General features: G+C 73.2%; 28 protein-coding genes. 11 read left to right on the top strand and 17 right to left on the bottom strand.

What is annotated here, in order from left to right; all coding sequences use genetic code 11:
- Positions 1 to 7 precede the first annotated feature (7 nt).
- Positions 8 to 802 carry an isocitrate lyase/PEP mutase family protein gene (locus ACQP00_RS22560; protein ID WP_433223953.1) on the top strand — a complete coding sequence of 265 codons (795 nt, stop codon included), beginning with the start codon at positions 8 to 10 and terminating at the stop codon, positions 800 to 802.
- Here the strand turns inward: ACQP00_RS22560 and ACQP00_RS22555 are convergent.
- The 9 genes from ACQP00_RS22555 to ACQP00_RS22515 all read right to left on the bottom strand — a co-directional run bounded on the left by ACQP00_RS22555 (position 784) and on the right by ACQP00_RS22515 (position 8232).
- Positions 784 to 1821 (bottom strand): hypothetical protein, encoded by a 1038-nt coding sequence (locus tag ACQP00_RS22555; protein WP_433222105.1) that lies wholly within the window; start codon positions 1819 to 1821, stop codon positions 784 to 786. The genes ACQP00_RS22560 and ACQP00_RS22555 overlap by 19 nt on opposite strands.
- An 18-nt stretch (positions 1822 to 1839) precedes the next feature.
- Entirely contained in the window at positions 1840 to 2307 is a 468-nt protein-coding gene (locus ACQP00_RS22550; protein ID WP_433222103.1) for a MaoC family dehydratase, read from the bottom strand.
- Entirely contained in the window at positions 2307 to 3026 is a 720-nt protein-coding gene (locus tag ACQP00_RS22545) for an enoyl-CoA hydratase/isomerase family protein (protein WP_433222101.1), read from the bottom strand. Before ACQP00_RS22545 ends, ACQP00_RS22550 begins: the two co-directional genes overlap by 1 nt.
- The gene (locus tag ACQP00_RS22540; RefSeq protein ID WP_433222099.1) at positions 3023 to 3982 is read right to left on the bottom strand and encodes a zinc-binding dehydrogenase; all 960 of its coding nucleotides are present in this window, start codon (positions 3980 to 3982) and stop codon (positions 3023 to 3025) included. The genes ACQP00_RS22545 and ACQP00_RS22540 overlap by 4 nt, the downstream gene beginning before the upstream one ends.
- Positions 3979 to 4665 (bottom strand): nitroreductase family protein, encoded by a 687-nt coding sequence (locus ACQP00_RS22535; RefSeq protein WP_433222097.1) that lies wholly within the window; start codon positions 4663 to 4665, stop codon positions 3979 to 3981. Before ACQP00_RS22535 ends, ACQP00_RS22540 begins: the two co-directional genes overlap by 4 nt.
- Positions 4658 to 5419: a nitroreductase family protein gene (locus tag ACQP00_RS22530; RefSeq protein ID WP_433222095.1), complete on the bottom strand. Its 762-nt coding sequence runs from the start codon at positions 5417 to 5419 to the stop codon at positions 4658 to 4660. Before ACQP00_RS22530 ends, ACQP00_RS22535 begins: the two co-directional genes overlap by 8 nt.
- Positions 5416 to 6333, bottom strand: coding sequence for a nuclear transport factor 2 family protein (locus ACQP00_RS22525; RefSeq protein WP_433222093.1), 918 nt, complete (start codon positions 6331 to 6333; stop codon positions 5416 to 5418). Before ACQP00_RS22525 ends, ACQP00_RS22530 begins: the two co-directional genes overlap by 4 nt.
- A 222-nt stretch (positions 6334 to 6555) precedes the next feature.
- Entirely contained in the window at positions 6556 to 7200 is a 645-nt protein-coding gene (locus ACQP00_RS22520; RefSeq protein ID WP_433222091.1) for a TetR family transcriptional regulator, read from the bottom strand.
- A gap of 144 nt (positions 7201 to 7344) precedes the next feature.
- Positions 7345 to 8232 (bottom strand): SDR family oxidoreductase, encoded by an 888-nt coding sequence (locus ACQP00_RS22515; RefSeq protein WP_433222089.1) that lies wholly within the window; start codon positions 8230 to 8232, stop codon positions 7345 to 7347.
- Positions 8233 to 8338: 106 nt separating this feature from the next.
- Here ACQP00_RS22515 and ACQP00_RS22510 point away from each other — a divergent pair, with 106 nt between their 5' ends.
- Positions 8339 to 9208 (top strand): alpha/beta fold hydrolase, encoded by an 870-nt coding sequence (locus ACQP00_RS22510; RefSeq protein ID WP_433222087.1) that lies wholly within the window; start codon positions 8339 to 8341, stop codon positions 9206 to 9208.
- Positions 9209 to 9284: 76 nt separating this feature from the next.
- Here the strand turns inward: ACQP00_RS22510 and ACQP00_RS22505 are convergent, their stop codons facing one another.
- Entirely contained in the window at positions 9285 to 10025 is a 741-nt protein-coding gene (locus ACQP00_RS22505; RefSeq protein WP_433222085.1) for a septum formation family protein, read from the bottom strand.
- A 134-nt stretch (positions 10026 to 10159) separates the two neighbouring features.
- Between ACQP00_RS22505 and ACQP00_RS22500 the strand changes: the two genes are divergently transcribed.
- The 5 genes from ACQP00_RS22500 to ACQP00_RS22480 all read left to right on the top strand — a co-directional run bounded on the left by ACQP00_RS22500 (position 10160) and on the right by ACQP00_RS22480 (position 14604).
- Positions 10160 to 11824, top strand: coding sequence for an MOSC domain-containing protein (locus ACQP00_RS22500; RefSeq protein ID WP_433222083.1), 1665 nt, complete (start codon positions 10160 to 10162; stop codon positions 11822 to 11824).
- Between the two features lie 14 nt (positions 11825 to 11838).
- Positions 11839 to 12900, top strand: a complete 1062-nt coding sequence (locus tag ACQP00_RS22495; protein WP_433222081.1) for a spore photoproduct lyase family protein — start codon at positions 11839 to 11841, stop codon at positions 12898 to 12900.
- A 3-nt stretch (positions 12901 to 12903) separates the two neighbouring features.
- Entirely contained in the window at positions 12904 to 13332 is a 429-nt protein-coding gene (locus ACQP00_RS22490) for a 2'-5' RNA ligase family protein (RefSeq protein WP_433222079.1), read from the top strand.
- A 244-nt stretch (positions 13333 to 13576) separates the two neighbouring features.
- The gene (locus tag ACQP00_RS22485; protein WP_433222077.1) at positions 13577 to 14266 is read left to right on the top strand and encodes an MIP/aquaporin family protein; all 690 of its coding nucleotides are present in this window, start codon (positions 13577 to 13579) and stop codon (positions 14264 to 14266) included.
- 38 nt (positions 14267 to 14304) lie between these two features.
- Complete coding sequence (locus tag ACQP00_RS22480; protein ID WP_433222075.1) at positions 14305 to 14604, top strand: GlsB/YeaQ/YmgE family stress response membrane protein; 300 nt, start codon at positions 14305 to 14307, stop codon at positions 14602 to 14604.
- On the opposite strand, the gene ACQP00_RS22475 is transcribed toward ACQP00_RS22480, so the two are convergent.
- On the bottom strand, positions 14569 to 16881 hold the full coding sequence (locus ACQP00_RS22475; RefSeq protein WP_433222073.1) for an MMPL family transporter: 2313 nt from the start codon (positions 16879 to 16881) through the stop codon (positions 14569 to 14571). The genes ACQP00_RS22480 and ACQP00_RS22475 overlap by 36 nt on opposite strands.
- Positions 16882 to 16925: 44 nt before the next feature.
- Here ACQP00_RS22475 and ACQP00_RS22470 point away from each other — a divergent pair, with 44 nt between their 5' ends.
- The gene (locus ACQP00_RS22470; RefSeq protein WP_433222071.1) at positions 16926 to 18098 is read left to right on the top strand and encodes a hypothetical protein; all 1173 of its coding nucleotides are present in this window, start codon (positions 16926 to 16928) and stop codon (positions 18096 to 18098) included.
- A gap of 167 nt (positions 18099 to 18265) precedes the next feature.
- On the opposite strand, the gene yidD is transcribed toward ACQP00_RS22470, so the two are convergent.
- From yidD to ACQP00_RS22455, 3 genes are all read right to left on the bottom strand, one after another.
- On the bottom strand, positions 18266 to 18673 hold the full coding sequence (gene yidD, locus ACQP00_RS22465) for a membrane protein insertion efficiency factor YidD (protein WP_433222069.1): 408 nt from the start codon (positions 18671 to 18673) through the stop codon (positions 18266 to 18268).
- Positions 18674 to 18729: 56 nt separating this feature from the next.
- Positions 18730 to 19383: a hypothetical protein gene (locus ACQP00_RS22460; RefSeq protein ID WP_433222067.1), complete on the bottom strand. Its 654-nt coding sequence runs from the start codon at positions 19381 to 19383 to the stop codon at positions 18730 to 18732.
- A gap of 117 nt (positions 19384 to 19500) precedes the next feature.
- Positions 19501 to 20235 carry a hypothetical protein gene (locus ACQP00_RS22455; protein ID WP_433222065.1) on the bottom strand — a complete coding sequence of 245 codons (735 nt, stop codon included), beginning with the start codon at positions 20233 to 20235 and terminating at the stop codon, positions 19501 to 19503.
- Between the two features lie 184 nt (positions 20236 to 20419).
- On the opposite strand from ACQP00_RS22455, the gene ACQP00_RS22450 reads away from it, so the two are divergent.
- Both ACQP00_RS22450 and ACQP00_RS22445 read left to right on the top strand, forming a co-directional pair.
- On the top strand, positions 20420 to 21160 hold the full coding sequence (locus ACQP00_RS22450) for a VIT1/CCC1 transporter family protein (protein ID WP_433222063.1): 741 nt from the start codon (positions 20420 to 20422) through the stop codon (positions 21158 to 21160).
- A gap of 265 nt (positions 21161 to 21425) precedes the next feature.
- Positions 21426 to 21752, top strand: a complete 327-nt coding sequence (locus ACQP00_RS22445) for a hypothetical protein (RefSeq protein WP_433222061.1) — start codon at positions 21426 to 21428, stop codon at positions 21750 to 21752.
- Here ACQP00_RS22445 and murJ read toward each other — a convergent pair.
- Together murJ and ACQP00_RS22435 are read right to left on the bottom strand one after the other, a co-directional pair.
- The gene (gene murJ, locus ACQP00_RS22440) at positions 21749 to 23248 is read right to left on the bottom strand and encodes a murein biosynthesis integral membrane protein MurJ (RefSeq protein WP_433223951.1); all 1500 of its coding nucleotides are present in this window, start codon (positions 23246 to 23248) and stop codon (positions 21749 to 21751) included. The genes ACQP00_RS22445 and murJ overlap by 4 nt on opposite strands.
- A gap of 39 nt (positions 23249 to 23287) precedes the next feature.
- Positions 23288 to 24178 (bottom strand): NADP-dependent oxidoreductase, encoded by an 891-nt coding sequence (locus ACQP00_RS22435; RefSeq protein ID WP_433222059.1) that lies wholly within the window; start codon positions 24176 to 24178, stop codon positions 23288 to 23290.
- 49 nt (positions 24179 to 24227) lie between these two features.
- Between ACQP00_RS22435 and ACQP00_RS22430 the strand changes: the two genes are divergently transcribed.
- Positions 24228 to 24839, top strand: a complete 612-nt coding sequence (locus ACQP00_RS22430) for a TetR/AcrR family transcriptional regulator (protein WP_433222057.1) — start codon at positions 24228 to 24230, stop codon at positions 24837 to 24839.
- Here ACQP00_RS22430 and ACQP00_RS22425 read toward each other — a convergent pair.
- A complete protein-coding gene (locus ACQP00_RS22425; RefSeq protein WP_433222055.1) occupies positions 24826 to 25956 on the bottom strand; it encodes an ROK family transcriptional regulator in 1131 nt (376 codons plus the stop codon). The two genes, ACQP00_RS22430 and ACQP00_RS22425, sit on opposite strands and share 14 nt — an antisense overlap.
- Positions 25957 to 26004 lie beyond the last annotated feature (48 nt).

Below are 26004 nucleotides of genomic sequence, written 5' to 3'. Positions count from 1 at the left end.
ACTAGTCCTGCGGGCACTCAACGCGTCCGGCATCTACGTCCTGCCCAACGCCTGGGACGTCGGCAGCGCGATCCTCATTCAGCTGGCCGGGGCGAAGGTGGTCGCGACCACCAGTGCCGGCGTGTCCTGGGGGCTCGGCCGCCCGGACGGCGAGCAGCTGACCCGTGAGGAGAACCTCGTTCTCGTCCGGGCCATCGCCGCCGCCGTCGACGTGCCCGTCACGGCCGACGTCGAGGGCGGCTACGGCGATGTCGCGGCCACCGTTCGCGAGGTCGTGCGGGCCGGCGCGGTCGGCATCAACCTGGAGGACGGCGACGCGGCGACCGGCACCCTGCACCCGGCGACCGAGCAGGCTTCGCGGATCCGGGCCGCCCGCGCCGCCGCGACCGGGGCCGGGCTGGCGGAGCTGGTCATCAATGCGCGTACCGACGTGTTCCTGTTCCAGATCGGCGCGCCCGCGGGCCGGCTCGACGAGGTGCTCGCCCGGGCCGCCGCGTACGCCGAGGCCGGCGCGGACATCCTGTTCGTGCCGGGGCTGACCGACCTCGCGGTCCTCGAGCGGCTCACGGCCGCCGCCCCGCTGCCGGTGAACGTCATGGCCGGGCCGGGCGCGCCGAGCATCGGCGAGCTGGAGCGGGCCGGGGTGCGCCGGGTCAGCCTCGGGGCCGCCGTCGCCCAGGCCGCCTACACCCTGGCGCTGCGCGGCGCGCGGGAGGTGCTCACCGAGGGCACCTACGCGACGCTGGCCACCGCGGAGACGTACGACGACCTCAACGGCGCGTTTCAGCGGAAGGCCGGATAGCCGGTCGGCTCCGCGTCCAGGCCCCAGGTGTCCGTCGCCCACGCGGCCGCGTCGCGCAGGGCGGCGGACAGGACCGGGTAGTCCGCGCGCAGGTTGAGCGCGCCCCAGCGCCAGCGGGCGGTCTGCAGCTGCCGATAGGAGGGCCCGCGGCCGACCGGGCCGACGTGGGGCACGCCGTCCATGGCGCGGTCCGCGAACCAGCCGGTGTTGATCATCGTGTACGCCGCGCAGGCGTCGATCACCTCCCGCTGCCAGTTCGGGCCCACGGTGCCGAGGCCGTCGGTGAACGCGGCGAGGAGGTCCTCGGTGAGGCCGGGCGGCGGGTCGAACACGCACCAGCAGGAGGCGAACGGCAGCACCATGTAGGCGGCGGCGAGGGCCGGGTGGGCGACGTCGGTGCCCTCCAGGTCGAGGAACCACCACCGGCCGTCGATCAGCATGGCGTTGTCGGGGCAGGTGTCTTCGGGCCACAGCACATCGGCCGGGCCGGGCTCCAGCAGGGCGGCGGCCCCGGCGAACTCGGCGCCGATCGCCTCCAGGTCGAGGCCCGGCACGACCCGGGCCAGGTTGGCCAGGCCCCGCTGCAGCACCGGGAACGGGGCTTCACCGGCCGGGCCGTGCGGCAGGCGGCGGCGCGCCTCGGCGACGTGCACCCGGGAGCGGGCCAGCATCGCGCCGAGCTCGAAGGCCCAGCCGTGGGCGCCCGCCCAGGCCGCCTCGCGATCGGCGCCGAGCAGCAGGTCGGCGAGGGTGGGGTGGGGGCCGAGGTCGGACATGACGAGCAGCCGCCCGTCATCGGAGCGGGCCAGCAGGTCGGCGGTGCGGTCGAGCAGGTCGAGGCCGATCGCCTCGCGCTCGTGCCCGCCGTCATCGGCCAGGAAGTGCTTGACGATGACGGTGCGGTCGCCGGTCCGGCCCCGCAGGACCCGCGATCGGCTGGAGCCGCCGAGGTCGCGGGGGTCGTCCAGTGGTGCGCCGAGGATTGCCGCGGCGAGGGCGAGGGTGTCGTCGATGGGCACCCGGCCAGGATGGCAGCCTCAGGCGTAGTAGCGGAACACCGACTCGGCGGCGCAGCAGGCCTGGCCGTCCGCGGCGAACTCGATGACGACCGCGGCCTTGGCCTGCACGCCGCCGTCGATCGCGGTGGCGGCGGCCAATGTGGCGGTCGCCTGGATCTCGGTGCCGGGCGGCAGCGGCTTGACGAAGCGGACGCGGTCGAGGCCGTAGTTGACGCCCATGCTGTAGGACTCGACCTCGAGGATGTCGGCGAGCAGCAGCGGGACGAGCGCGAGCGTGAAGAAGCCGTGCACGATGGTCGAGCCGAACGGGCCGGAGCGGGCGCGCTCGACGTCCACGTGGATCCACTGGTGGTCGCCGGTCACGTCGGCGAACGTGTTGACCTGCTCCTGGGTGACGGTCCGGGTGCCGCTGGCGCCGAGGTCGGTGCCGACGAGCTGCAGCAGGCCGTCGGGGGTGGCGACGGTGGTCTTGCGGGGGGTACGCATCAGGGCCTCTCCTGGGACGCGAGGTGTTCGGTGAGGGTCTGCCACTCGCGGTCCCAGGCAGCCTCGTCGAGCACGGTGCGGGACACGTCCAGCATTCGCGTGACGGCGGCCGGTTCCAGGGTGGCGAGGTGCTCGGCCAGCGCGGCGACCCGGTCGTCGAGGGCCTCGGCCGGGACGCACTCGCTGACCAGGCCGTGGGCCAGCGCCTCCGGGCCGGTCCAGGTCTCGCCGGTGAGCAGCAGCCGCCGGGCCGCGGCCGGGCCGATCGCCTGCGGCAGCAGGACGCTCGAGCCCCAGCCGGGCACCTGGGCGGCGGCGATGTGCCGGTCGCCGATGCGGGCGGTGTCCGCCGCGACCGCGATGTCGCACGCGAGCAGCAGCTCCAGGCCGCCCCCGAACGCGACCCCGTTGACCGCGGCGATGGTCGGCACCGGGCTCGCGCGCACGGCCCGCACCAGTTGCCGGCCCCGGTCCAGGAACGCGCGCAGCGCCGGCTGATCCCCGAGCAGCGCGGTGCCCTCGGTCATGTCGGCCCCGGCGCAGAAATGCCGGCCGGTGCCGGTGAGCACCAGCGCCCGCACCCCCGGTTCGGCCGCGCGGGCGAGCCACGACTCCAGCCCCGCCATGACGGCCGATCCGCACGCATTGGCCGCGTCGGTACGGTCGATGCGCGCCCACAGCGCCGCCCCGCGCAGGGTCACCTCGACGGGGCCGCTCATGAGACGCGCACGCAGAGTTTGCCGAACGCGTCCCCGGCGAGCATCCGCCCGACCTGCCGGCCGGCGTCGGCGAGGTCGGCGGTGCTGTCGACGGCGGGCCGGATGCCGTGCCCGTCCACGAACGCGACGAGGTCCCGGAACTCCTCCAGGGTGCCCATCGTGGAGCCGGACACGGTGACCTCGCGGGCGAAGAGCCGGGCCAGGTGCAGCGGCGCGGTGAAGCCGGTGGAGCCGCCGCAGACGACGATGGTCCCGCCGGCGCGGGTGGACAGCATCGAGTGCTCGAACGTGGCCGGTCCGACGGTCTCGACCACGATGTCGGCGAGCTGCGGCAGCCGGGCCCCGCTCTCCAGGGCGGCGCTCGCCCCGAGGGCCAGGGACCGCTCGCGCTTCTCGGCCGAGCGGGAGGTGACGACGACTGTCGCCCCGGCGGCGACGGCGAGCGCGGTGGCGGCGGTGGCGACCCCGCCGCCGGCCCCCTGCACGAGCACGAGCTTGCCGGGACCGGCCTGGGCCTTGGTGAACAGCATCCGCCAGGCGGTCAGCCACGCGGTCGGCAGGCAGGCCGCCTCCTCCCAGGACAGCCCGGCCGGCTTGGGCACCAGGTGCGCGTGCGGCACCACCACGCGCTCGGCGAGCATCCCGTGGCCGGCGTCGGGCAGCAGGGTGGCGTGCGTGACCGTGCGGCCGGCGGCGTTGTCGGCGGGCAGCACGGGGTACACGACGAAGGCTTGTCCATTGTGGACGACGGCCGCGTCGCTGCCGATGACGTGCGGGCCGTCGCCGGCGGGTTTGGCAATGCCGCGCAATGTGAACACGTCGTGCATGTTGAGCGCGCCGGCCCGCACCTCGGCCTCGACCCACCCGTCGGGCGCCACGGGCGCGGGCACGTCACCGACGAGGACGGCGCCGGCCGGGTCCGCTGTGGACGGTTCGCCGACGTACGCGGCCCTCACGCGGGTCCGTTCCAAAATGCCACATCCTTCAGGTCGGCGCGGGCGGCGGGGCGGAAGTCGAGGCCCTTGGTGTACGCGACGGGCAGCAGGGTGATCGGCCGCCAGTCGTCGGGCAGGCCGAGCACCTCCTGCACCCGGCGGGCCTTGTGCGCCATCGCCGTGGCCATCACCGAGCCGAGGCCGCGCGAGCGCAGGGCGAGCTGGAAGGACCAGGCGAACGGGAAGACGGAGCCGTAGTACCCGGACGCGGCCCCGCCGACGGCCCGCTCCGGGATCGGCTTGGTGCTGCACAGGATCACGAGCACCGGCACCTCGGCGAGGTGGTCGACGAGGTACTTGACGGCGGCGAGCACCCTCCCCTGCCGCGCGGCCGCGACCGGGTCGGCCCGCACGGACGGCGACAGGCGCGTGACGGTCGCCGCCTCGCCCGTCTTCAACGGTTCCTCGACGGTCTGGTACCAGACTTCGGTGTACAGCTGCGACAGTTGCTCCTTGAGCGCCGGGTCGTCGACCGCGACGATCCGCCAGTCCTCCAGGTTGGAGCCCATCGGCGCCTGCTGGGCCAGCCGCAGGCACTCCTCCACCACCTCGCGGCTGACGGGCCGTTCGAAGTCCATGCGGTGGCGCACGGCCCGGGTGGTGGTCAGCACCTCGTCGATGTCGCGGATGACGGGTTCACTCATCGTCGGGCTCCCAGGGCTGATCTCGGTGGGGCGTTGGATTGGCCGGCTGGTCCTCGTAGGGCAGTGCCGTTCCCCAGCGGTCCAGGTAGGCGACCTCGCTGACGGGGCGGCGGCGCGCGGGCCGGAAGTCGGTCCCGACGGTGTACGCGACCGGCAGCATCGTGATCTGCACCGCGTCCGCCGGGATGCCGAGCAGCGCCGCGGCCCGCTCGGCGTGGTGCAGGTGCAGCGTGGTGATGCAGGTGCCCAGCCCGCGGGCCCGCAGCGCGAGGTTGAACTGCCAGATGGCCGGATACAGCGACCCGTAGACGGCGGAGTGCGTCCCGGCCCCGCCGCGCGCCGGGTTGGGGCGGGTGGCGCAGGGGAGGACGAGGTACGGCGCCCGCCCGATGGTGTGCGCGAGGTGCTCGGCCCCGTCCAGCATCCGTTGGATTTTCGGCTCGACCCCGCCGCCTTCGGTCACGCCGCCGAGCCGGCCCCGCACCGTGCCGTGGGCGGTGCCTTCGGTGCTGTGCAGGGGCTTGTGGACGTACTCGAGGTACGCCTCGAGGTACATGGCGGCCAACGCCTGCTTGATGTCCGGGTCACCGACGACCACCCACCGCCAGTCCTCGGCCCCACCCCCGGTGGGCGCCTGCAGGGCGAGCTGCAGACACTCCCCCACGACGTCCAGCGGGACGGGCCGGTCGTAGTCGAGCCGCTTGCGCACCGAGCGGGTCGTGGTGAGCACGTACTCCAGATCGTTGGATTTCACAGCACGTCCTTCAGGTGGGCCGTGTCGCAGTACTCCCGGACCGCGGCGATCCGGTGCTCGCGGACCTCGACGACCCAGAGATACCGGTTCTGGTACCGCTTCTCCCCGGCCAGCACCGCATCGCCACTCGCCTCGATCGCGACGAGCGTGTCGTCCCGAATCCAACGGTGCGGGGTGACGGTGACGGCGGGCGTGCGATAGGCCCCGTCGGCGATGCGCTTGCGCATCTGCGCGAGCTTGTCGGCCATGGCGACGTTCCCGTGGAACGGCCCGTTGGCGTGGACGTCCCCGCGCCCGTGAAGCCGTCCCAGCCGGCGATCCGGCCCGGTGTCCGTCCACCACACGGCGTCCTCGGTGAACAGCGCCGCGAACCCGTCGATGTCCCCGCGGGCGAGGGCCGGCCACAGCTCCCCGACCGGCGCGGGCAGCGGCGCGCCCGGCTCCGGCTCGCGGTCGACTGCAGTAGGGGGAATGGCCGCACCGGCGCCGATGACGTCCTGCGCGTGCCACGTGTCGAGGTACTCGCGAACGGAGGTGATCGCCCCCCGCCCGTCGACGTCGAACACGAACCCGTAGCGGTTCGCGTACCGCTTGCCGCTTGCGTGCAGCCCGTCCCCGTCGACCTCGATCACACACCAGTCGTCGCCGGCGACGATCCGGCGCGGAATCTGACGGCAGCCGGTCGGAAACGCGCCCGGCCCGAGCTCGCGCATGAGGGCGAGCTTCGCGTCCATGGCCATCAGCCCGTGCAACGGAAACCGGCCACTCCCCGCGGGCGCGAGCCCCGCGCGGCGATCGGGCCCGGTGTCGACCCACCAGGTCGCATCGGGCGCGCAGAGCCGCTGCAGCCCACCGAGGGCGCCCTGGTCGAGCGCGCCGATGAACGCCATCCCCGCCCTGACCGCGCGCGGCATAGCGCCCCCTCCCAGCCGATATGCCGTTCATACCGACTGGAAGGTATCTACCATGGCGTCAGGACCGGCGCAAGAGCCCTACTCGACGGCGACCGCCCCCACCGCATGGATCAGAGCCGGCAACGCGGCGCCCGCGATCATCGTCCACTTGCGACGGACATCAACCCGAGGAGGCGGTCGCCAGTCTCGTGGCAACCGCCCGGCGGGTCATTGAAGCGGCGGTCAGGCCGGAGCCTCCAGGCCCTGCAGGACCATGGCGGAGAACTGGCGGGCGACCTCGTCGACGCTCAGCGGGCCGCTGACGTTCAGCCACTGGTAGGCCCAGGCGCACATGCCGACGAGGCCGAAGGTGGCGATCCGGGCGTCGACGTCGGCGCGGAAGGCGCCGCGCTGGACGCCGTCGGCGACCATGCCGGCGAAGGCGGCCTCGACCAGGTCACGCTTGCGGGTGACCTCGGCGAAGAGGTCGCCGGTCAGGTAGCGGCGCTCCTGGTAGAAGATCGTCACGTGGCCCCGGTACTCGGCCACGCTGGTCAGGCTGAAGCGGATCAGCTCGGCCACGCGGGCCTTCGGGTCGTCGCTGCTCGACTCGATCTTCTTGATCGCGGTGAGCTGGGCCTCGAGGTACTCCTCCTGGATGGTGCGCAGGAGGTCGTCCTTGCTCTCGAAGTGGTGGTAGAAGGCGCCCTTGGTGAGCTGGGCGCGGTCGGCGATCTCCTGCACCGAGGTGCGGTCGAAACCCTGGCGTTCGAACAGTTCCAGGGCGCTGTCGATCAGCGACCGGCGGGTGTTCTCCGGATCGTAGCCGCCCGGCCACCGCTGCCGGCGCCGGGTGGTCTCCGGCCGCGCGGATGTCGTACGGGCCATCTGCGGCCTCCCATCTCCCCTGCCGACACAGCGTACCGTCCGGTCGGAAGGATATCGTCAGGGCCGCGGCGCGCAACCCCCGCGGGCGGCCGACGTTCACGATAGCCGATGCCTTGATCCCGCGGGGGGGCGTGCGATGGGCGCTCAGGACCTCGTGTAGTACCCCGCGTCGAGGTCGGCGATGAGGCCCTGGTGGGTCGGGGTCCAGCCGAGGTCCTTCCGGGTCAGCTCGCTCGACACCAGCGAGTCCATGCCGAAGAACGGGCCGATCCAGCCGAAGTGCGCGATGGCCTCGTCGGCGGGAATGGATTTCGTCGGTACGTCCAGTCCGCGCCCGATCGCCTCGGCGATCTCCCGGGTGGGGACCCCCTCCTCGGCCACCGCGTGCACGATCGCGCCCGGCGCGGCCTGCTCCACGGCCAGCCGGACCAGCCGCGCGGCGTCGAGCACGTGCACGGCCGGCCAGCGGCCCGCGCCGTCGCCGACGTACGCGGCCACGCCCTTCTCCCGGGCGATCCCGGCCAGCACGGCGATGAAGCCGTGGTCGCCCTCGCCGTGCACGGTCGGCGCGAAGCGGATCACGCCGCTGCGCACCCCGCGCGCGGCCAGGGCCAGGGTCGCGTGCGCGTTGGCCATCCGCGGCATCAGGTTCGGGTCGCCGGCGGTCTCCTCGGTCGCCGGCTTGCCCGGCAGCCCGGCCACGCCGGAGGCGATGAAGAACGGGCGGCCGGTCCCAGCCAGGGCGTCACCGATCGCGGCGATCGCGGCCGCGTCGGTCTGCGCGGCGTCGGCCATGCGGGAGAAGTCGTGGTTATAGCCGAGGTGGACCACGCCCTCGGCGTCGGCCGCGCCGGCGCGCAGGCCGTCGAGGTCGTCGAGGTGGCCCCGGCGCACCTCGGCGCCCAGGGCGGCGATCCGGGCGGCGGACTCCTCGGAGCGGGCGAGCCCGACGACCTGATGGCCGGCCCCGAGGAGCTCGGCGGTCACGGCGGACCCGATCCAGCCGCTGGCGCCGGTGACGAAGATGCGCATGGCAGTACCCTTCAGGACGATGTCACTTGATGACATGACCAACGTTAGCACGGTGATGTCACCATGTGACATGGACGCGGCGGGTGTGACGCAGGACCATGTGCGCATGCTGATCGCACTGGCGGACGGGCGTGAGATCGAACTGCTGACGGTCGGGCCGGAGGACGGGAAACCCCTCGTGCTGCACCTGGGGACTCCGTCGGGGCCGCACGACGTACCACCGCTGACGAGACCCGCGGCGGCACGCGGACTGCGGACGTTGATCTGCGGCCGCCCCGGCTATGCGAACTCCACGCCGCGGCCCGGGCGGACCGTCGGCGACGTCGCCGGGGACGTGGCGGCCGTGCTCGACCGGCTCGGCTACGACCGGTTCGTCACGCTCGGGCAGTCCGGGGGCGGCCCGCACGCCCTCGCCTGCGCCGCGCTGCTGCCCGAGCGGTGCGCGGCGGCAGCGAGCGTGGCGGGGGTGGCACCGTTCGAGGCCGAAGGACTCGATTGGCTGGCCGGCATGGGACCGGAGAACGTGGAGGAGTTCGGCGCGGCCGTGGCCGGGCCGCAGGCGCTCACCCCGTGGCTCGCCGAGGCGGCCACCGAGCTCGCCACGGTGACCGGCACCGAGGTGGCGGCGGCGCTGGGCGGCCTGGTCCCGCCGGTCGACGTGGCCGCGCTCACCGGCGAGTTCGCCGAGGCCGTGGCGGCGGGCTTCCGCTCGGCCGTCTCCACCGGCACCGCCGGCTGGCGCGACGACGACCTCGCGATGGTCCGGCCCTGGGGCTTCGACGTGTCCGCGATCACCGTGCCGGTCGACGTCTGGCAGGGCGGGCAGGATCGGATGGTCCCGCCCTCGCACGGCGCCTGGCTCGCGGCCCACATCCCGGGCGCGCGGGCGCGGCTGCTGGCGGAGGAGGGCCACCTGTCACTGGTACAAGCGGCGGCTTCGATCCTCGACGACCTGCTGCAGGCGGCGGCGTGGTGAAGGGTCCCCGTGACGGGGCCGTGCCCGTCCTCGACGAGCTCCCTCAGGCGGCGGCTTCGATCCTCGACGGGCTGCTTCAGGCGGCGGCGTGGTGAAGGGTGCCCGTGAAGGGGCCGTGCCCGGAGAGCTGGGCGGTGCACACGAAGCCGCGCACGGCCTGCCCGGGGACGCCGTTCTGGAACTGCCAGAGGTAGCCCGAGCTGTACCGTCCGTCGCGGCCCCCGGTCCAGTCGCGCACGGCGCCGGGGCAGAGCGTGGTGTTGAGCCGGTCGATCTGGCGGTTGTCCGGCGTGGTCGGGAACTCCGCGGTCAGGTCGCGGACGAGGTCGACCTCGTCCGTGTGGGGGCCTGAGCACGGTACGACCGCGGCCGTGCGCAGGTTCGCGGCCTGGGCGATGCACGTGCCGACCTTGAGTTCCGCGAAAACCCTCGGATCGTTGGGATCGGGCCCGTCGGGCATCTCGGTGGCGGATTTCCAGGAAAGCGTCTGCCCGGCTGGCGCGGTCGGCACCGCCGGCGGCGGCGCTGACGACGGCGCGGCCTGCGCCGGCTGGGCCTGCGTCGGCTGGGCCTGCGCCGGCTGGGCCTGTTGCGGTGTTGATCGGCTCTTGTGCAGCGTGAACGATGCGAGCACGACGAGCGCCAGCACGGCCACGATGACGATCGCCGCGGGCATCCGGCGCGGGCGCGGTGGCGGCGGCGGGGTCCAGGCGCGCCAAGGCTGCGGTCCGGCCGGGCGGCGGCGCGGGCGCCGGTCCGTCTCCGTGTACCGGGCGGCCTGCACCCATTGCTCGTCGAACACCGGCGGCTCCCCCATGAGCCAGGATCGTAGATCCACTGCGGTCCGCCGGGACCGGCCCGGAACCGGGTGCTGTCCCAACCGATGTCCGGCGTTCACCCTCACCGGAAAGGGATGACGACAGGTGGCCGCGGCGGTGGGATGCTTCGGCCATGCCGTCTCTCGTCTCCGTCAACGTCGGGCGGCCGAAGGAGGTGGCGTGGCAGGGGCGGACCGTGTACACGGGCGTGTGGAAGCGCCCGGTATCCGGCCCGGTCATGGCGCGCCACCTCAACCTCGACGGGGACGGGCAGGGCGACCTGGCCGGGCACGGCGGCGAGCAGCGCGCCGTCCTCGTGTACCAGTTGGATTCCTATCGCTACTGGCAGCAGCACCTCGGTCGTGACGGGCCCGGCGAGCACGGCCAGTTCGGCGAGAACCTGACCGTCGACGGGCTGCCGGACGACGAGGTGTGCATCGGCGACCGGTACCGCATCGGCGAGGCCGAGTTCGAGGTCACGCAGCCGCGCGTCACGTGCTACCGGGTCGGGCTGCGGATGGGCGTGCCCGAGCTGCCGGCGCTGCTGGTCGCCCACCACCGCCCGGGCTTCTACATGCGCGTCATCCGCGAGGGCAACGTGCGGGCCGGCGACCCGATCGTGCGCACCCGGCAGGGCCCGGGCGCGCTGTCGGTGGCCGAGACCGATGCGCTGTTGTATTTACCGGGCCACGATCCGGCCCGGCTGCGGATCGCGTTGGATATTCCCGCGCTGAGCCCCGGCTGGCAGGGCTCGTTCCGCGACATGCTGGCCGGGGCGAGCGCGCCCGGCCCGGCGTGGGACGGATTTCAGCCCCTGCGCGTGGTCGAGGTGACGCCGGAGACGGCGACCGTCGCCTCGATCCGCCTCGCCGACCCGTCCGGCCGGGCGCTGCCGGCCGCGCTTCCCGGCCAGTACCTCACGCTGCGCCTCCCCGACGCCGGCCCGGTCCGCAGCTACTCCCTGTCGGCGACGCCCGGCGAGGACACGTACCGGATCACCGTCAAGCACGAGCCGCACGGCGCCGCCAGCGGCTTCCTGACCACCGCCCTGCGCCCCGGCGCCGAGCTGGACGCCGCCGCGCCGCGCGGGGAGTTCGTGCTGGAGGACGGTACGACGCCGGTGTTGTTGCTTTCCGCCGGCATCGGCCTGACCCCGGTCCTGGCGATGCTGCACCACCTCGCGGCGCGGCGCAGCGCCCGCCCGGTGTGGTGGATTCACGGCGCCCGCACCCCGGCCGAGCACCCCCTGGCCGCCGAGGCCCGCGCGCTGCTGGCCGAGCTGCCCGACGCGCACGAGCACGTCTTCTACAGCGCCTCGACCGGCCGCCTGACCGCCGCCCGCCTGGCCGAGCTGCGGCTGCCCGCGGACGCGACGGCGTACATCTGCGGCCCCGACGCCTTCATGGCCGACATGCGGACCGCGCTCGCCGCGGCCGGGGTGCGCACCATCCGCACCGAGCTCTTCGCCGCGCACGCGGCCGTCAACCCCGGCCTGACCCACGTCCCGTCCCGCCCGCCGCACACCCCGGAAGGGCCGCCCGGTTCCGGCCCGGTCGTCACGTTCGCGCGCAGCGGCGTCGCCGCCCCGATCCCCGATGCCGGCAGCATCCTGGACCTCGCCGACGCCTGTGACGTGCCGACCCGCTGGAGCTGCCGCACGGGCGTCTGCCACACGTGCGTGACGCCGGTGCTCTCGGGCGGCGTGCGTTACTCGCCCCAGCCTTTGGAAGAGCCCGCCGTCGGTACCGTCCTGATCTGCTGCGCGCGCCCGCAAGCCGACCTGGTGCTCGACATGTAGGCTGGTCCTTGCTCATGGACTCCGCGCTGCTCGACATCCGCCGCATCTACGTGGAACCCGCGGCGGCCGAGCTGCCCCGGGGGCGGGAGGTGCTGGACCGCTTCCCCGACGCCGAACGGGTCGAAGTCGAGAGCCACAACCGCATCCCCGAGTTGTACGGCGACGAGACCAACGTCGCCCGCTGGGTCCGCATCAAGCGTGGCGCCCTGGTGCTCGGCGTCAAGAAGTCCCTGACCGCCCGCCCGAACGGCCGCTCGGCCGACTTCATCGCCCCCTCGGCCGCGAACGGCTGCGCGATGGCGTGCGCCTACTGCTACGTGCCCCGCCACAAGGGGTACAGCAACCCCATCACCGTCTTCGCCAACATCGACAAGATCGCCGGCTACGTCCGCCGCCACGCCGGCCGCCAGGGCCCCAAGCCGACCCCGAACGAGTGCGACCCCGCGCTGTGGGTCTACGACATCGGCGAAAACTCGGACTGCAGCCTCGACGCCCGCGTCAGTGACAACGTCCGCGACCTCGTCGACCTGTTCGGCACCCTGCCCAACGCGAAGGCCTCGTTCGCCACCAAACACGTCAACCGCGACCTGCTGACCTGGGACCCGCGCGGCCACACCCGCATCCGCTTCTCCCTCATGCCCGCGGCCGACGCGAAACTCCTCGACATCCGCACCTCCCCGATCGCCGATCGCATCGCCGCCATCGACGACTTCGTCGCGGCCGGCTACGAGGTCCACGTCAACTTCAGCCCGGTCGTGGTCCGCGACGGCTGGCTGGCGGACTGGGCGGAGCTGCTGGACCAGCTCGACGCCGGCATCGGCCCCGCCGCCAAGTCGCAGCTCGCCGCGGAAATCATTTTCCTGACCCACAACCGCGACCTGCACCAGGTGAACCTCGGCTGGCACCCGAAGGCCGAGGACCTGCTGTGGCGCCCGGATCTGCAACAAGGAAAACGCTCGGAAAACGGTTTCTGGAACGTCCGCTACCGCACGGGCGCGAAGGGCAGCTACGTGTCGGCCCTGCGCGACCTGATTTCCACGCACATCCCGTACTGCCGAATCCGTTACGCGTTTTAAAGCATGCACACCGTCGAGCTGTTGCCGGATCCGGTGCTGGACGCGGGCATCCGGGCGCTGTGGGACCGGCTGCTGGCGGCCGGGTTGCCGAGTCTGGCCACGCACCGCCATCCGACGAACCGGCCGCATCTGACGCTGCACACGTTGCCCACGCTCGCATCGCTGCCGCCGCTAACCCTGCCGGTCGCGGCCCACCTGGGTCCGGTCCGGCTTCTGGGGCGTGCCCTGGTCCGGCCGGTGGCGCCGACGGCGGAGCTGCTGGCGCTGCGGCCCGGCGACTCCTGGGTGCCGCACATCTCGCTCGCGCTGAACGTGCCGCCGCCCGTCCGCGAGGCCGCCCTGGCGTTGCTCGCGGATGTGCCGGACGCGCACGGCCAGTTCGTCGCCGCCCGCAGCTACGACACCGAAACGCGGACCGTCACCGACCTATGATCCGCCGGGTCATGAGCACCACAGCACATCGCCGGCCCGCACCCGCGCGCGCGACAGGGCCGGCCCGACCGGGCCAGGACGGTGCGCTCAGTGCCGGTCAGCGCAGTGCCGGTCAGCGCAGTGCCGTGCGGGTGGTTGCCGGTCGGCTCCGGGAGGGATGGCGGGTCCAGGGCGGCGACGGGCACGTACGCGGGGAATGGCCCGAGGAGTAATAACACCTCGGATCGGGGGAAGGGCAAGGGCTATGCACAGGTACGCGGCGTACGTGACCGAGCTCATCGGAGCGTTCTTCCTGATGTTCACCGTCGGCCTGAGCGTGCTGACCGGCTCCGCCCTCGCCCCGCTGGCGATCGGGGCCGTGCTCATGGTGATGGTGTACGCGGGCGCGCACGTGTCCGGCGGGCACTACAACCCGTCGCTCACCCTGGCCGTGCTCGTGCGGCACAAGCTCGGGCGGCCCGATGCCATCGCGTACTGGGTGGCGCAGGTCGTCGGGGCGATCGTCGGGGCGCTGGTCGCGCAGTGGGTGGCGAACCCGGGCGCGGTGGCGGCGTTCGATCCGGACGGCCGCTCGCTCGTGGCCGCGCTGGTGGTGGAGCTGCTGTTCACGTTCGCGCTGGCGTACGTGATGCTCAACGTGGCCACCAGTCGCAGCAACCCGAACAACTCGTTCTACGGCCTGGCGATCGGGTTCACCGTGGTCGCCGGGGCGATCGTGGCCGGGCGCATCTCCGGGGCGGCGTTCAACCCCGCCGTCACGCTGGGCCTGACCGCGATCGGGGCGCTGCCGTGGTACCTCGCGCTGCTGTACCTCATCGTGCAGCTCATCGCGGGCTTCGCGGCGGCCGCGGCGTTCCTGGCGCTCAACCCCGACGAGGCGCCGGTGCGGCAGGAGGAGCGGGAAACGGTGCGGGCGGACAGTTCCGCGCCGTAGGTCGCAACGCAAGTGGCAACAGCAACGAGGAGGACGACATGATCGGGACACTCCTGTGGGCGGTCATCGGTGGCGCCATTCTCGGTGTCCTCGCCCGGCTGATTCTGCCCGGGAGGCAGAACATCTCCGTGGTGGCCACCGTCGTGGTCGGCATCATCGCCGCGCTGATCGGCGGGCTGGTGGCCACCTGGCTCGGGGTCGGCAAGACGAACGGCATCGACTGGATCCGCCACGCGATCCAGATCGTGCTGGCCGTCATCGGGGTCTGGGCCGCGGCCGAAATCACCAGCCGGCACGGGCGTTCACACGGCACCGGTACCGGCACCACGGCCCGATAGCGGCGGCAGGTCCGCGGGCTCGGGTTCCGGCGCGGGCGTGGGTTCGGGCTCGACCGGTTCCGGCGCGACCGTCGAGCCCAGAACGCTCAGCAGCGCCGGGGCGAGCAGTGAGCGCACCACGAACGCGTCGATGAGCACGCCCACCGACAGCGCGAACGCGAGCTCCCGGAACGGCCGCAGCGGCACGATGAGCAGCAGCCCGAAGCTCACCGCGAGGGTGAACGCCGCGGTGCGGATGGCCCGCGCCGAATGGGGCAGCGTCAGCGCGAGGGCCTCGCGCAACGGGCGGGTGCGGGCCTCGCGCCAGGCCGGTCCGATGCCGAAGATGTTGTAGTCGGATCCGAGCGCGACAAGCAGTACCGCTGCGGCAAATGGCACGTAGAACGTGAGCCCGTCGGCGCCGAGGCGGTCCTGGAACAGCCACGTGGTCAGCCCGAGCGTCGCCCCGATGGCCAGCACGCTGCACACCAGCAGGCCGATCGGCGCGATGAGGGCCCGCAGGAACAGCATCAGGAACAGCAGGTTGGCCAGCAGCGCGGCGATGGCGATGCGGCCGAGGTCGCTGGTGGTCTGATCGACGATGACCCGGGCCACCGCGGTGTCGCCGCCGAGGCTCGCCTGGGTGCCGTCGAGGCCGGCCGCCGACAGCAGGCCCGGCAGGTTGTCGTGCAGGCGGTCGAGGGTCTGCACCGCGGTCGCGCCGAGCGGCTCGTCGCTGAGGATGAGCAGGTACCTGGCGGCGGTACCGTCGGATGAACGGAACACGTCATAGCCCTCGGGCAGGCCCTGGGTCGTCGGGCCGAGCACCGCGGCGACACCCGGCTGGTGGGCGAGCGCCTCCTGCAGCTTCGTGAGCTCGGCCTGCCGGCCGGCGACCGCGTTGCCCTCCAGGAGCAGCTCCGTCGGGGACAGGATGCCGTCGGCGAACCCGGTCTCGGCGGCGGTGGCGGCGGCCCGCGCCGGGCGGTCGGGCGGCAGCGCCTCGACGAACGAGACGCCGAGCTTGATGTGCTGCAGGGGCAGCGCGGCCACGATCAGACCGGCGGTACACACGAGAAGAACCGGCAGGGCGAACCAGCGCCGGGTCAGCAGCCGCGCCCACCACCGGCCGCCGGCGGGCGCGCTGACCGGTGCCTCCTCCGCCCGCCGCCGGAAAGGCGACCAGAACGCGGCGGCGCCGAGGATGCCCAGCAGGGCCGGGACGAGCGTGACGGCGACGGCCACGCCGATGAGGATCGCGAGGGCCATGCCGGGGCCGAAGGCGCGGAACGCGGGCGAGCCGGCCACGATGAGCGCCCCGGTGCCGGCGGCCGCGGTCAGCCCGGCGGTGAGGATGATCGGGGTGAACCGGGCGGTGGCGCTGCGGGCCGCGTCCAGCCGCGAGTCGCCCGCCGCCAGGGAGCGTCTGACCGCGGACAGGTAGAAGACCACATAGTCGGTGACCACGCCGAGCAGCAGTGCGACGAGCAGCGGTTGTGTTTCCTGCGGCACCGGTACCCCGAGCTTCAGCGCCAGAGCCCCGCCCACGTGCAGGGTCAGCAGGGTGGCGACGCCGGCCACGATGAGCGCGACCAGCGGGGCGATGAACGAGCGGAACGCGAACGCGACGATCAGGAACACGGCGGCCACGGTGATGATCTCCAGCCGCGACACCGACGACGTGACGATCCGGGCCTGCTCGACCCGGGCCGGCACCGAGCCGGTGATCCCCACGACGGCGTCGGCGGCGTCGTAGTGCGCGGCGACGAACCGCTCGGCCGCCTTGACCTGCCCCGCGAACGTGACGTCGGGGCTGGTGAACAGCAGCGTGACGATCGTCGTGCTGTCCTCGGCCGAGCCCGGGAACAGCCCGAGGGTGTTCATCACCGGGACGGCGGCGCGGATCGGGCCGGTGTCGCCGTACGTCCCGTCGCTGACCTCCTGCGCCCGCTTCACGGCCTCCTCCTGCGTGGCGCGGGAGAGCCCGTTCGGGTCGCGCTGCACCACGGCGACCCGGCTGAGCAGCGGAAACCCGAACTTGTCGAACGAGCGCAGCTCACTGCGCACGGCGGGATTGTCGGCGGAGACGAGCTGCTCGAGGTCGCTGCCGCCCTGGCCGACCGCCGGGAGGTACACGACGGAGGCGATCGCGGCCGCGGCCCACCCGGCGACGACGATCCAGCGCAGGCCGACGACGAGGGCGGCGTACGCGCGCGGCAACAGACTCGGCCGCCACCTGCTGCTCGTTTCCATGCCCGGCGTGATGCCCAGCTCCGGGCACCGGAAAACGAACGTCACTCTGTTGCCTTGACGCCCATCGATATCGATGATTGTCTCACGGCATGGTCACCACCAGAACGATGGTCGTCTCCGCGCTCGCCGCCCTGCTCGTGGGGCTCCCGGCGGCGCCGGCGGCCGCCGCGCCGGGGCCGTCCTGGCCCGCCAACCTGTCGATCATCACCGACGACGACGTCAACGTCACTTGGACCGGCGGGGCGCTGCGCATCGCCGACCCGGCCGAGGTACCCGACGGGCAGCGCGCCCCGATCGTGTCGGGCATGCTCCTGCTCGCCCCGCACGCCCTCGCCACCCCGGCCAACCTGGTGCGCGCGTTCACGACGAGCGCGACGACGGGGGTTGACGTGGAGTACCGGGGACAGGGCCCGGACGGCACGTGGACGGAGTGGACCCCCGCCGGCACCGCGCTGGCCGCCGACGTCCCGACCGTCCAGGCCCGAATCGTGCTCACCGGCGCATCGGCCGCGGTCAGCGCCGTCGTTCTCGTCGCGTCCGAGGCCCCGGCGGCGCCGGCCGGGCTGGCGGCGGTCGGCAACGTGTACCGGGTGTACGCGACGCGGGAGGGGCTTGTCGGCGGTACCACGGCGAACGGACACGTCATCGCGAGCCGGGACCACTTCGTGGCACTGTCCTCGCGCCGCGGCCTGGCACCGAAGGGCACCGGGGACTACACCGTGCGGGTCTGCACGACGACCGGCTCGCGGTGCGAGTTCGCGCCGGTGTGGGACGTCGGGCCGTGGAACACCACCGACGACTACTGGAACCCGGCCGCCACCCGGCAGTCGTGGAAAGACCTGCCCCAGGGCCGGCCGGAGGCGCAGGCGGCGTATCAGAGCGGCTACAACGGCGGGAAGGACCAGTTCGGGCGGACCGTCGGCAATCCCGCGGGCATCGACCTCGCCGACGGCGTCTTCTGGGACGGCCTGCTGCTGACCGACAACTCCTGGGTCGACGTGGCGTACCTGTGGACGGGCACCGGCGTGCGCGGCCTCATCGGCAGCGGACCGCTGAACATCCGCGCGGGCGCGGGGACGTCGTTCGCGAGCAAGGGGTATGCGGCGACCTATGCGCAGGTGCCGATCGAGTGCTGGGTGACGGGGCAATCGATTGCCGGACCGTACGGGACCACGACTCGGTGGGATCGGATTGGCAGCGGGCAGTACATCAGCCACAGCTACGTCTCGAAAACCACCGGCGGGACCGCGCCGGCCTGCTGACGTCGACGGCCCGCGCGCCTCTCGTCGCGTGGACCTCTCGTCCCGTGGGTCTCGTTGTTTTCCGCGGGACTCGTTTCCCGCGGGTCTCGTTCCCGCGCGGGACTCGTTTTCCGCGGATCTCGTTTTCCCGCCCGGGTCTCGTTTTCCGCGGGGTGGCGTTGCGGCGGTTACGGCACCGGGTCGTGCGTTCCGCGCGGTGTGGTGGCGTTGCAGCGCTTGATGCGGGCGGCGGTCAGGCGGGACCCCACGACCAGGCCGTAGCGGCGAACGGCTTCCATCCCGTAGTTGCTGCACGATGGCGTTTGCCGGCAACGAGTCGGCAAATGCGGGGAAACCCATCGCTGGTACCCCCTGATCGCCGCCATCCCCGCCCGCCCCGGGCCACTCGCGTCGCGGCGCGGGGCCCGGGTCGGCGCGGCGATCGCCATCAGGCCGAGCAGCGAACCGAGCATGAACGGATTGCAGTCACAACCATCACATCCGTCGCACCCGATGTCACAGCCGCTCAGGTCGCAGTCCGACCAGTTCCGCCACCAACGCCGCCGCCCGCCGGGGGCGGCCTCCTCCGCATCCACGCCCGACATTGTGCGGAGGAGCCGCAAGGTTGATCAAGGTTGGTGTCGGGCTTTCGTCACGCGTTCGCGGGTTCGCTCTGCGCTTTGCCCTCGTTCTGCGGCACCGCGAAGCCCCGGCTGCCCGGCGTCCTCGCGGCGTGCACCAGACCGGCCGCGCCGAGCAGGAACAGCAGCCCGGCGGCGAGGTACGCCACCAGGGCGGCTTGCCCGGCCTTGGCGCCGAACTCGCTGAACCCGTACGAGGTCAGCAGCAGCCCGCGCAGCGTCTCGCCCTTGAACACCGTCTCACGCGCGGTGTTGGTGTCGGTGAGCTGCTGCTGCAGGTCCGCCACGGCGGCGGTGTCGTTGTTCTTCTGCGCGTCGGCGAGCTTGGTCTTGAGCTCGGTCTGCACGTCACCGAGCTGCGCGTAGGTCTTGCCGCCGGCGATCGACTTCAGGTGCAGCCCGATGAACTCGTTGGCGTAGCACTCGGCCTGCTTGCCGGAGTTGAGCGGCTTCCCGGCGTACTCCACCAGGCACGCGGACTGTTTCTCCTCCGCCGTCAGCGTGTCGGCGGTCTTGAAGGTGATCTGCTGCTGCCCGAGCTGGTCCTTGACGTAGGAATTGGCGAAGTTGGCGTTGCTGGTCAGCACGATGCCCGCGACCAGCAACAGCCCGGCCAGCAGAACGAGGCCGGCTCCGACGATGAGGTCGAGCGTCTTCCGTCTCATGGTTGCCCTCCCTGGGCTGGGGTTCGCCTACAGGGTGCGGTTCGCAAGCGGCCGCCATGCAGAGTCCGACCGCCCGTCCCGGCGGGACCTCCGGCCCGTCCTCGACCGGTTGCAGCGCTACCGGGCGGCGATGCCGAAGCGGACGGCAGCGGCGGGGTGGCCGGCGCCGCGTGGGAGGCGGCGGACCAGCGTCGGCGGGACGGTCGCGGAGCGTTCGGTGATGGCGGCGGTGACCAGGCCCTCGGCGGCCGCGTGCAGGAGCACCGCCGAGATCGCCTCGCCGGTGGCCAGCCAGTTGTGGGGACCGGTGTCGGGCGTTGTGATCACCGCCCATCCCTCGGGCCGGGGGCGCCGCGCGGCCGGGTTCACCGCGAGCGGGAACAGCCTGGCCCCCGCGGCCTCGGCGGCATGTTGCAGCATGCGCAGCTGCGCCTCCGGGACGGGCTCGCGGCCGATCGGCCGCCGATCGCTGCCGCGCACCGCGATCGCCCGGCCAAGTCGCTGCGCGTGCTCGTTCGGACCGACCTCGCCCGTGTAGTGCAGCCGCGCCATTCGGTGCGGGCCGGCCGGCAGGCGGATCACCTCGACGCCCACCCCGGCCGCGGTCAGCGCCGCCGTCGTGTGGTGCAGCGCGGCACCGCAGCTGATGGTGAGCAATCGGCCGTCGGGGTCGGCGCCGCTCGGCACGCGTGAGGGATCGGCGAGCAGGTCGGCCCAGCCGTCCTCGATGCGCCAGCGCCATGGGTGGGTGTCGAGCACCGCCGGGGCGGCGAGGGCGGCGAGGGCGGCCCGGGTCAGGGTCCGGCCCGTCCGGGCGGCGCCGGCGTGGTCGACGAGGTGGATGGCGGGCATGGCGGGGCTCCCTCGGTGCGGGTTTGGCTGGCGACTCTTCGACGTTGCCGCAGGGGGTACCGGCGCGATCAGAGCCTTTGGTCCCGCCTCCCCGGGCCGTGCGGCATCGACCAAGCCCAGCCTTGCCTTCGTTGCGGGAAGGGGTTTTCCGGTCGTACCGTCGCTGGTGGGCAGGTGATTCGCAATGACCAACGTGGTGCCACTCGAGCCTGTGGCCGCGCCGCATCCGGGCGAGCCGCATGTTGCCGGCGGGCTGTCCGGCCGGCTCAACCAGCTGCGCGCCGGGGTGCTGGGCGCGAACGACGGCATCGTGTCGACGGCCGCGCTCGTCGTCGGTGTGGCCGCGACCACTACCTCATCGGGCGCCATCCTCGCGGCCGGCATGGCGGGTGCCGTGGCGGGCGCGGTGTCGATGGCGCTGGGCGAGTACGTGTCGGTCAGCACCCAGCGTGACACCGAACGCTCGCTGCTGGCCTACGAGCGGCTCGAACTCGAACAGTTCCCGGAGCGCGAGCTGGAGGAGCTCACCGCGCTGTACGAGGCGAAGGGGCTCACCCCCGGCACCGCCCGCCAGGTGGCGCTGGAGCTCACCGCCAAGGACGCCTTCGCCGCTCACGCCGACGCCGAGCTGCACATCGATCCCGACGCCCTGACCAGCCCCTGGCAGGCCGCGGTGGCCTCGGCCATCTCGTTCGCGCTGGGTGCCGCGCTGCCGCTGCTGGCGATCCTGCTGCCCCCGCCGGGCAGCCGCATCCCGATCGCGTTCGTCGCCGTGGTCCTGGCCTTGACGGTGACCGGCGCGGTGAGTGCGAGGCTCGGTTCAGCAGGAGTTGTACGCGCCGTGTCCCGCCTCGTCGCCGGCGGCGCCCTCGCGATGGCGGTCACGTTCGGCATCGGGCAACTGGTGTCCACCCTCGTCGGCTGACATCGACGACCCGACCCCGACCGCCACGACGCCATAACGCCATAACGCCGTGACACCACACGTGACGCCGTGACGTGACGCCGTGACGAGACGCCGTGACGAGACGCCGTGACGAGACGCCGTGACGCCGTGACGCCGTGACGCCGCACAAGCATCGTGACGCCACACGAGACGCCGCAACGCCACAAAAAAGAGACGCCGTGACGCCGCACAAAAACGCCGCGCGGGGCAACATTAGCGCGAAGGTCCTGAGTATCGTCGATGCATGGCAGACGCGTTCGGCCGTGGGGTGCTCGTCGTGCTCGGGTGGCACGTGCTGCTCGGCGCCGCGTTCGTGGTCTACCTGCAGACGCTGTCGGACACGTACCCGGACGAGTGTGCGGGGATCGGATGTTCCAGTCCCCGCGGCACGGCGACGATGATCGGGGTCACGTTCATCCTGCCGGCGATCGTGGCATCGTCATTCGTCGCGGTCCCGGTCACCGCGCTCGTCGCGCGCAAGGTCCACAGTGGACTCGCCGCCGGTACCATAGCCGCTTTTTCGATCTGGCTCGTCGCCGGCGCGGTCCTCTGCGCCTTGGCGCAGTCCTAGATCGGCCGCAGCAGGCGGAACTCCGGCAGGCGCAGCGCCGCCGCGGCGGCCAGGTAGAGCAGCAACCCGGTGAGCCCGGCCAGCACGACCGGCATGACCGACGTCGCGAGGGCCGCGCCGAGGCCGGCGAGGGCCGCCGCCAGCAGGACCTTCGCGTGGGTGCGGGCGATCTGGCGGCCGTCGATGCGACCGAGGCGGCGGCGCAGGACGATTCCGGTCAGGAGCAGGCCGATGGTGTACGCGGCGGCATAGGACACGGCCACGCCCGGCACGATGTCGGCCGATGGGAGCAGCCGGCTCGCGGCCACGCAGCCCGCGATGCCCAGGACGCTCACGGTGGCGGTGATGAGGGCCGGGGAGCGGGTGTCCTGCAGGGCGTAGAAGCCGCGCTGGAGGATTGTGTACGCGGCGAACGGCAGCAGGGCCAGGCCGAACGCGGCCACGACGACGCCCAGGGTGGCGACCGAGGCGCCGGCGCTGTTGCCGTGGCCGAAGAGCAGGGCGGCGACGGGGCGGCCGAAGACGAGCATGCCGGCGGCGGCCGGGGCGAGGGCGACCGCGGCGATGCGCACCGCGAGGGAGAGGTCGCCGATGACGCGGGCGTGGTCGTGGCGGGCGGCGTTGCGGCTGAGGCGGGGCAGTAGCGCGGTCATCACGGACATCGCGATGACGGCGACGGGGACCTGGAAGATGGCGAACGCGTTCTGGTACACCGTGATGCCGCCCGGCCCGCTCAGTGACGCGGCGCGGGTGGCCGCCGCGAGCAGGATCTGGGCCGCGAGGACCGACGGCAGCACCCAGGCGGCGAGGCGGCCGATGCGGCGGATGGCGATGCCGCGCGGGTCGAGGTGCAGGCGGAGCGGGAAGCGGCTGCGGGCGAGGGCCGCGACGACCAGGGCGGTCTGCGCGGCGACGCCGGCGGTGGTGCCGAGGGCGAGCAGGATCAGGTGGCCGCGGGTGAGGTCCTCGATGCGGGTGGTGCCGCCGACGCCGATGTATACACCGGCGACCGCGATCACGACGAGGCTGTTGACCAGCGGCGCCCACGCGGGTGCGGCGAACCGGCCGCGCATGTTGAGCACGGCGCCGGCCGTGGCGGCGACGCCGTAGAACAGGATCTGCGGCAGGAAGTACCAGCTGAGCACCACGGCCAGGGCGCGCTGCGGTTCGCTGAAGCCCGGCGCGTACACGTGCACGATCCACGGTGCGGCCAGGACGGCGGCGACGGTGATGGCGCTCAGGCCGTACACCATGCAGGACAGCAGTCGTTGCGCGTAGACGATGCCGCCGTCGGCCTCGGTGACCGCCGCGTGGGCCAGCAGCGGGACGACGACGCTGGCCATCGTGCCGCCCACGACGAGCTCGAAGACGGCATTGGGCAGCGTGTTGGCGAGGTTGTACGTGTCCAGCAGCCGCGTGCCGAGCCCCAGCGCCGCGGTGAGCACCACGATCCGCGCGAACCCGGCGACCCGGGCGGCGACGGTCGCGATCGCCATCTGCCGTCCGGCCTTGCGCAGGGAAGCCACGGGTCCAGATTAGACGAACACAATTTTTCCGCGGGCGCGTCGCGACTCGCTGAGCGTGTGGGCGGCGGGGGCGTCCTCGAGCGCGAAGGCGGCCTCGACGGGTACTCGCAGCCGGCCCTCGTTCGCCAGGCCGACCGCGATCGGCAGGGCGTGGGCGGCGAGCGGGTCGCTGAGCCCGCTGGACAGGTGGACGCCGTGGTCGGCGGCGGTGAGGTCGGCGATGGTGACGACGCGGGACGGGTCACCCGCGATGGCGATCAGGTCCGGCAGCGCTCCCCCGGCGCAGTCGAACACCGCGTCAACGCCGCGCACGCGGTCGGGCAGGCCCGGGCCGTACGTGGCCGGGGTAGCGCCCAGCGAGCGCAGCAGGTCGTGGTTGCGCTCGCTCGCGGTGCCGATGACGTTGAGGCCGCGGGCGATCGCGAGCTGGACGGCGACCGTGCCGACGCCGCCGGACGCGCCGTTGATGAGCACCGTCTCACCTTCGCCGAGGGCGAGGCGGTCGAGGACGCGGGTGCCCGTTTCGACGGTACCGGCGGCGCCGCCCGCCTCCGGCCAGCTCCACGCGGCCGGTCTGGGCGCCCAGGCCACGAGCACCGCGAGGTCCGCGTTCGCGCCGCGGCGGCTCATGGCCACCCAGCCGAAGACGTCATCGCCGATGTCAACGCCGTTGACGCCGGGGCCCACCTCGTCGACGATGCCGGCGGCGTCGAAGCCCGTGCGGTACGGAAGCGGGATCTGGATCTTCAGAGCGCCGGAGCGGATCAGCGTCTCGCCGGCCGAGAGCCCCGACGCTCGCACGGCGATGCGGATCTCGCCGGGGCCGGCGTGCGGCGCGGGGACGTCGGCGACGTCCATGACGCTGGGCGGGCCGAAGCCGGTGAACTGCAGTGCTCGCATGGATCGCAACGTAACGGAACACCCCGTCCGGATGGCTAAAGTGAGAGCGGTGACGGACGAACCGAGGCAGCGCTCCGACGCCCGCGACAACCGGGCGCGCATCCTGGCCGTGGCGCGGGCCGCGTTCGCGGCCGAGGGTCTCGACGTGCCGATGCGCGAGCTGGCGCGGCGGGCGGGGGTCGGGCCGGCGACGCTGTACCGGCATTTCCCGACCAAGGAGGCGCTGCTCGCCACCGCGTTCGCCGAGCCGATGGCGCTGTGCTCGTCGATCGTCGAGGAGGGGCTGGCGGCCGCCGACCCGTGGGACGGTTTCCGGCTGGTCATCGAGAAGCTCATGGCGCTGCACGCGCGGGACCGCGGGTTCGCGCGGGCGTTCACCTCGCGTGGGCAGGACTATTTCGCGGCGGATCGGGATCGCACGGTACGGCTGCTGCTGCACCTCATCCGCCGGGCCAAGCGCTCCGGGGACCTGCGGCGGGACTTCGTGTTCGAGGACGTGGTGCTGGCGCTCATGGCCAACGACGGCATCCGCGCCGATTCGGAGGCGGCCCGGGCGGCGGCGTCGCGGCGGCTGGCGGCGTTGATGCTGCAGTCGTTCCGGGCTTCACCGAAGCCGGCGAAGCTGCCACCGCCGGCCCGGCTGCCGCTCACCGCCCGCTGAGGTTGTCGGCGGCCGTCACGAGGGCGCGGAGGCGGGTGAGGGCCTCGTGGCGTACGCCGGTGTGGATCGGCCGGTCGGTGAGTGCGGCCGGGCGGATCGGCACGGTGCGGGGCAGGCGGGCGGCGGCGGTGCGGATCGGGCCGGTCAGGGCCGGGCCCCAGGAGCCGCCGATGACGATCTCCTGCGGGTCGGCCAGGGCGATCACGGCCGCGATCACGCCGCTCGCCGCGGTGGCGAGCACCTCGTGGTCGGCCGGGCGAGCGAGGAGGCGGTCGACGTCGATCGCGGTCGAGCCGGGGCGGCGCAGGCCGAGGGCGCCGAAGACGTCGATGAAGTGGGTGGCGCGGCCGTCGGGGCCCGCGGTGAGCAGGTGGGCGATCTCGCCGGTGAGGCCGGTGCCGCCGCGGCGGACCTCGCCGTCGCTGACGATGGCGCAGCCGAGGCCCTCGCCGAGGTACAGGTAGGCGAAGTTGTTGAGGTGCTCCGGGTCGGCGTGGGCGCGTTCGGCGCGGGCGGCCCAGTTCACGTCGTTGTCGACGATCACCGGGCCGGCGGCGAACGGGGCCAGGACGGCGACCGGGTCCAGTTCGCCGACCAGGAACGGGGAGTCCGGGAGCTGGATCAGGCGGCCGGTGCGGCGGTCGACGGGGTCGGCGGCGCTGACGATCGCCAGGCGCACCGGGGGCAGGCCGGGGTCCGCGGACTCCCCGGCCGCCTCGCGCACCGCCGCGGCGACCTGGGCCGGGTCGGCCGGGCGGTCGATCGGGCGGGCGGCGCGGGCCACGGTGTCGCCGTAGATGTCGACCCGTTCGGCGACGATGCCCTCGGGGGCGATGACCACGGCGAGGGCGGTGCCGACGGTGGGTGCGAGGGCGTAGTACGAGCCGACCCGGCCCCGGCCGCGGCCGCCCGGGGTGCGTTCGCCGGTGTCGGCCACCAGGCCGCGCTCGGTCAGCCGGCGGACGCTCTCCCCCGCGGTCGGCTTGGAGATGCCGGCCTCGGTGGCCAGTTCGGCGCGGGTGAGCCGGCGGTGGCGCATGAGGGCGCGCAGGACGTGCTCGTCGGTCGCCGCCCGGACCAGGTCGAGGGAGGACAGGAACGGCTTGTCGGGGTCCACGTGCCAATTCTAGTCAAGGGGGTTGCCTTGAAAGCGGCGGCACCCTAG

Origin of the sequence: Dactylosporangium sp. CS-047395, assembly GCF_050942185.1 — a bacterium.
In the GTDB taxonomy this organism is placed as follows: Bacteria; Actinomycetota; Actinomycetes; order Mycobacteriales; family Micromonosporaceae; genus Dactylosporangium.
The sequence above is the reverse complement of the archived record's forward strand: the minus strand, read 5'-3'. Positions and strand labels throughout refer to the sequence as shown.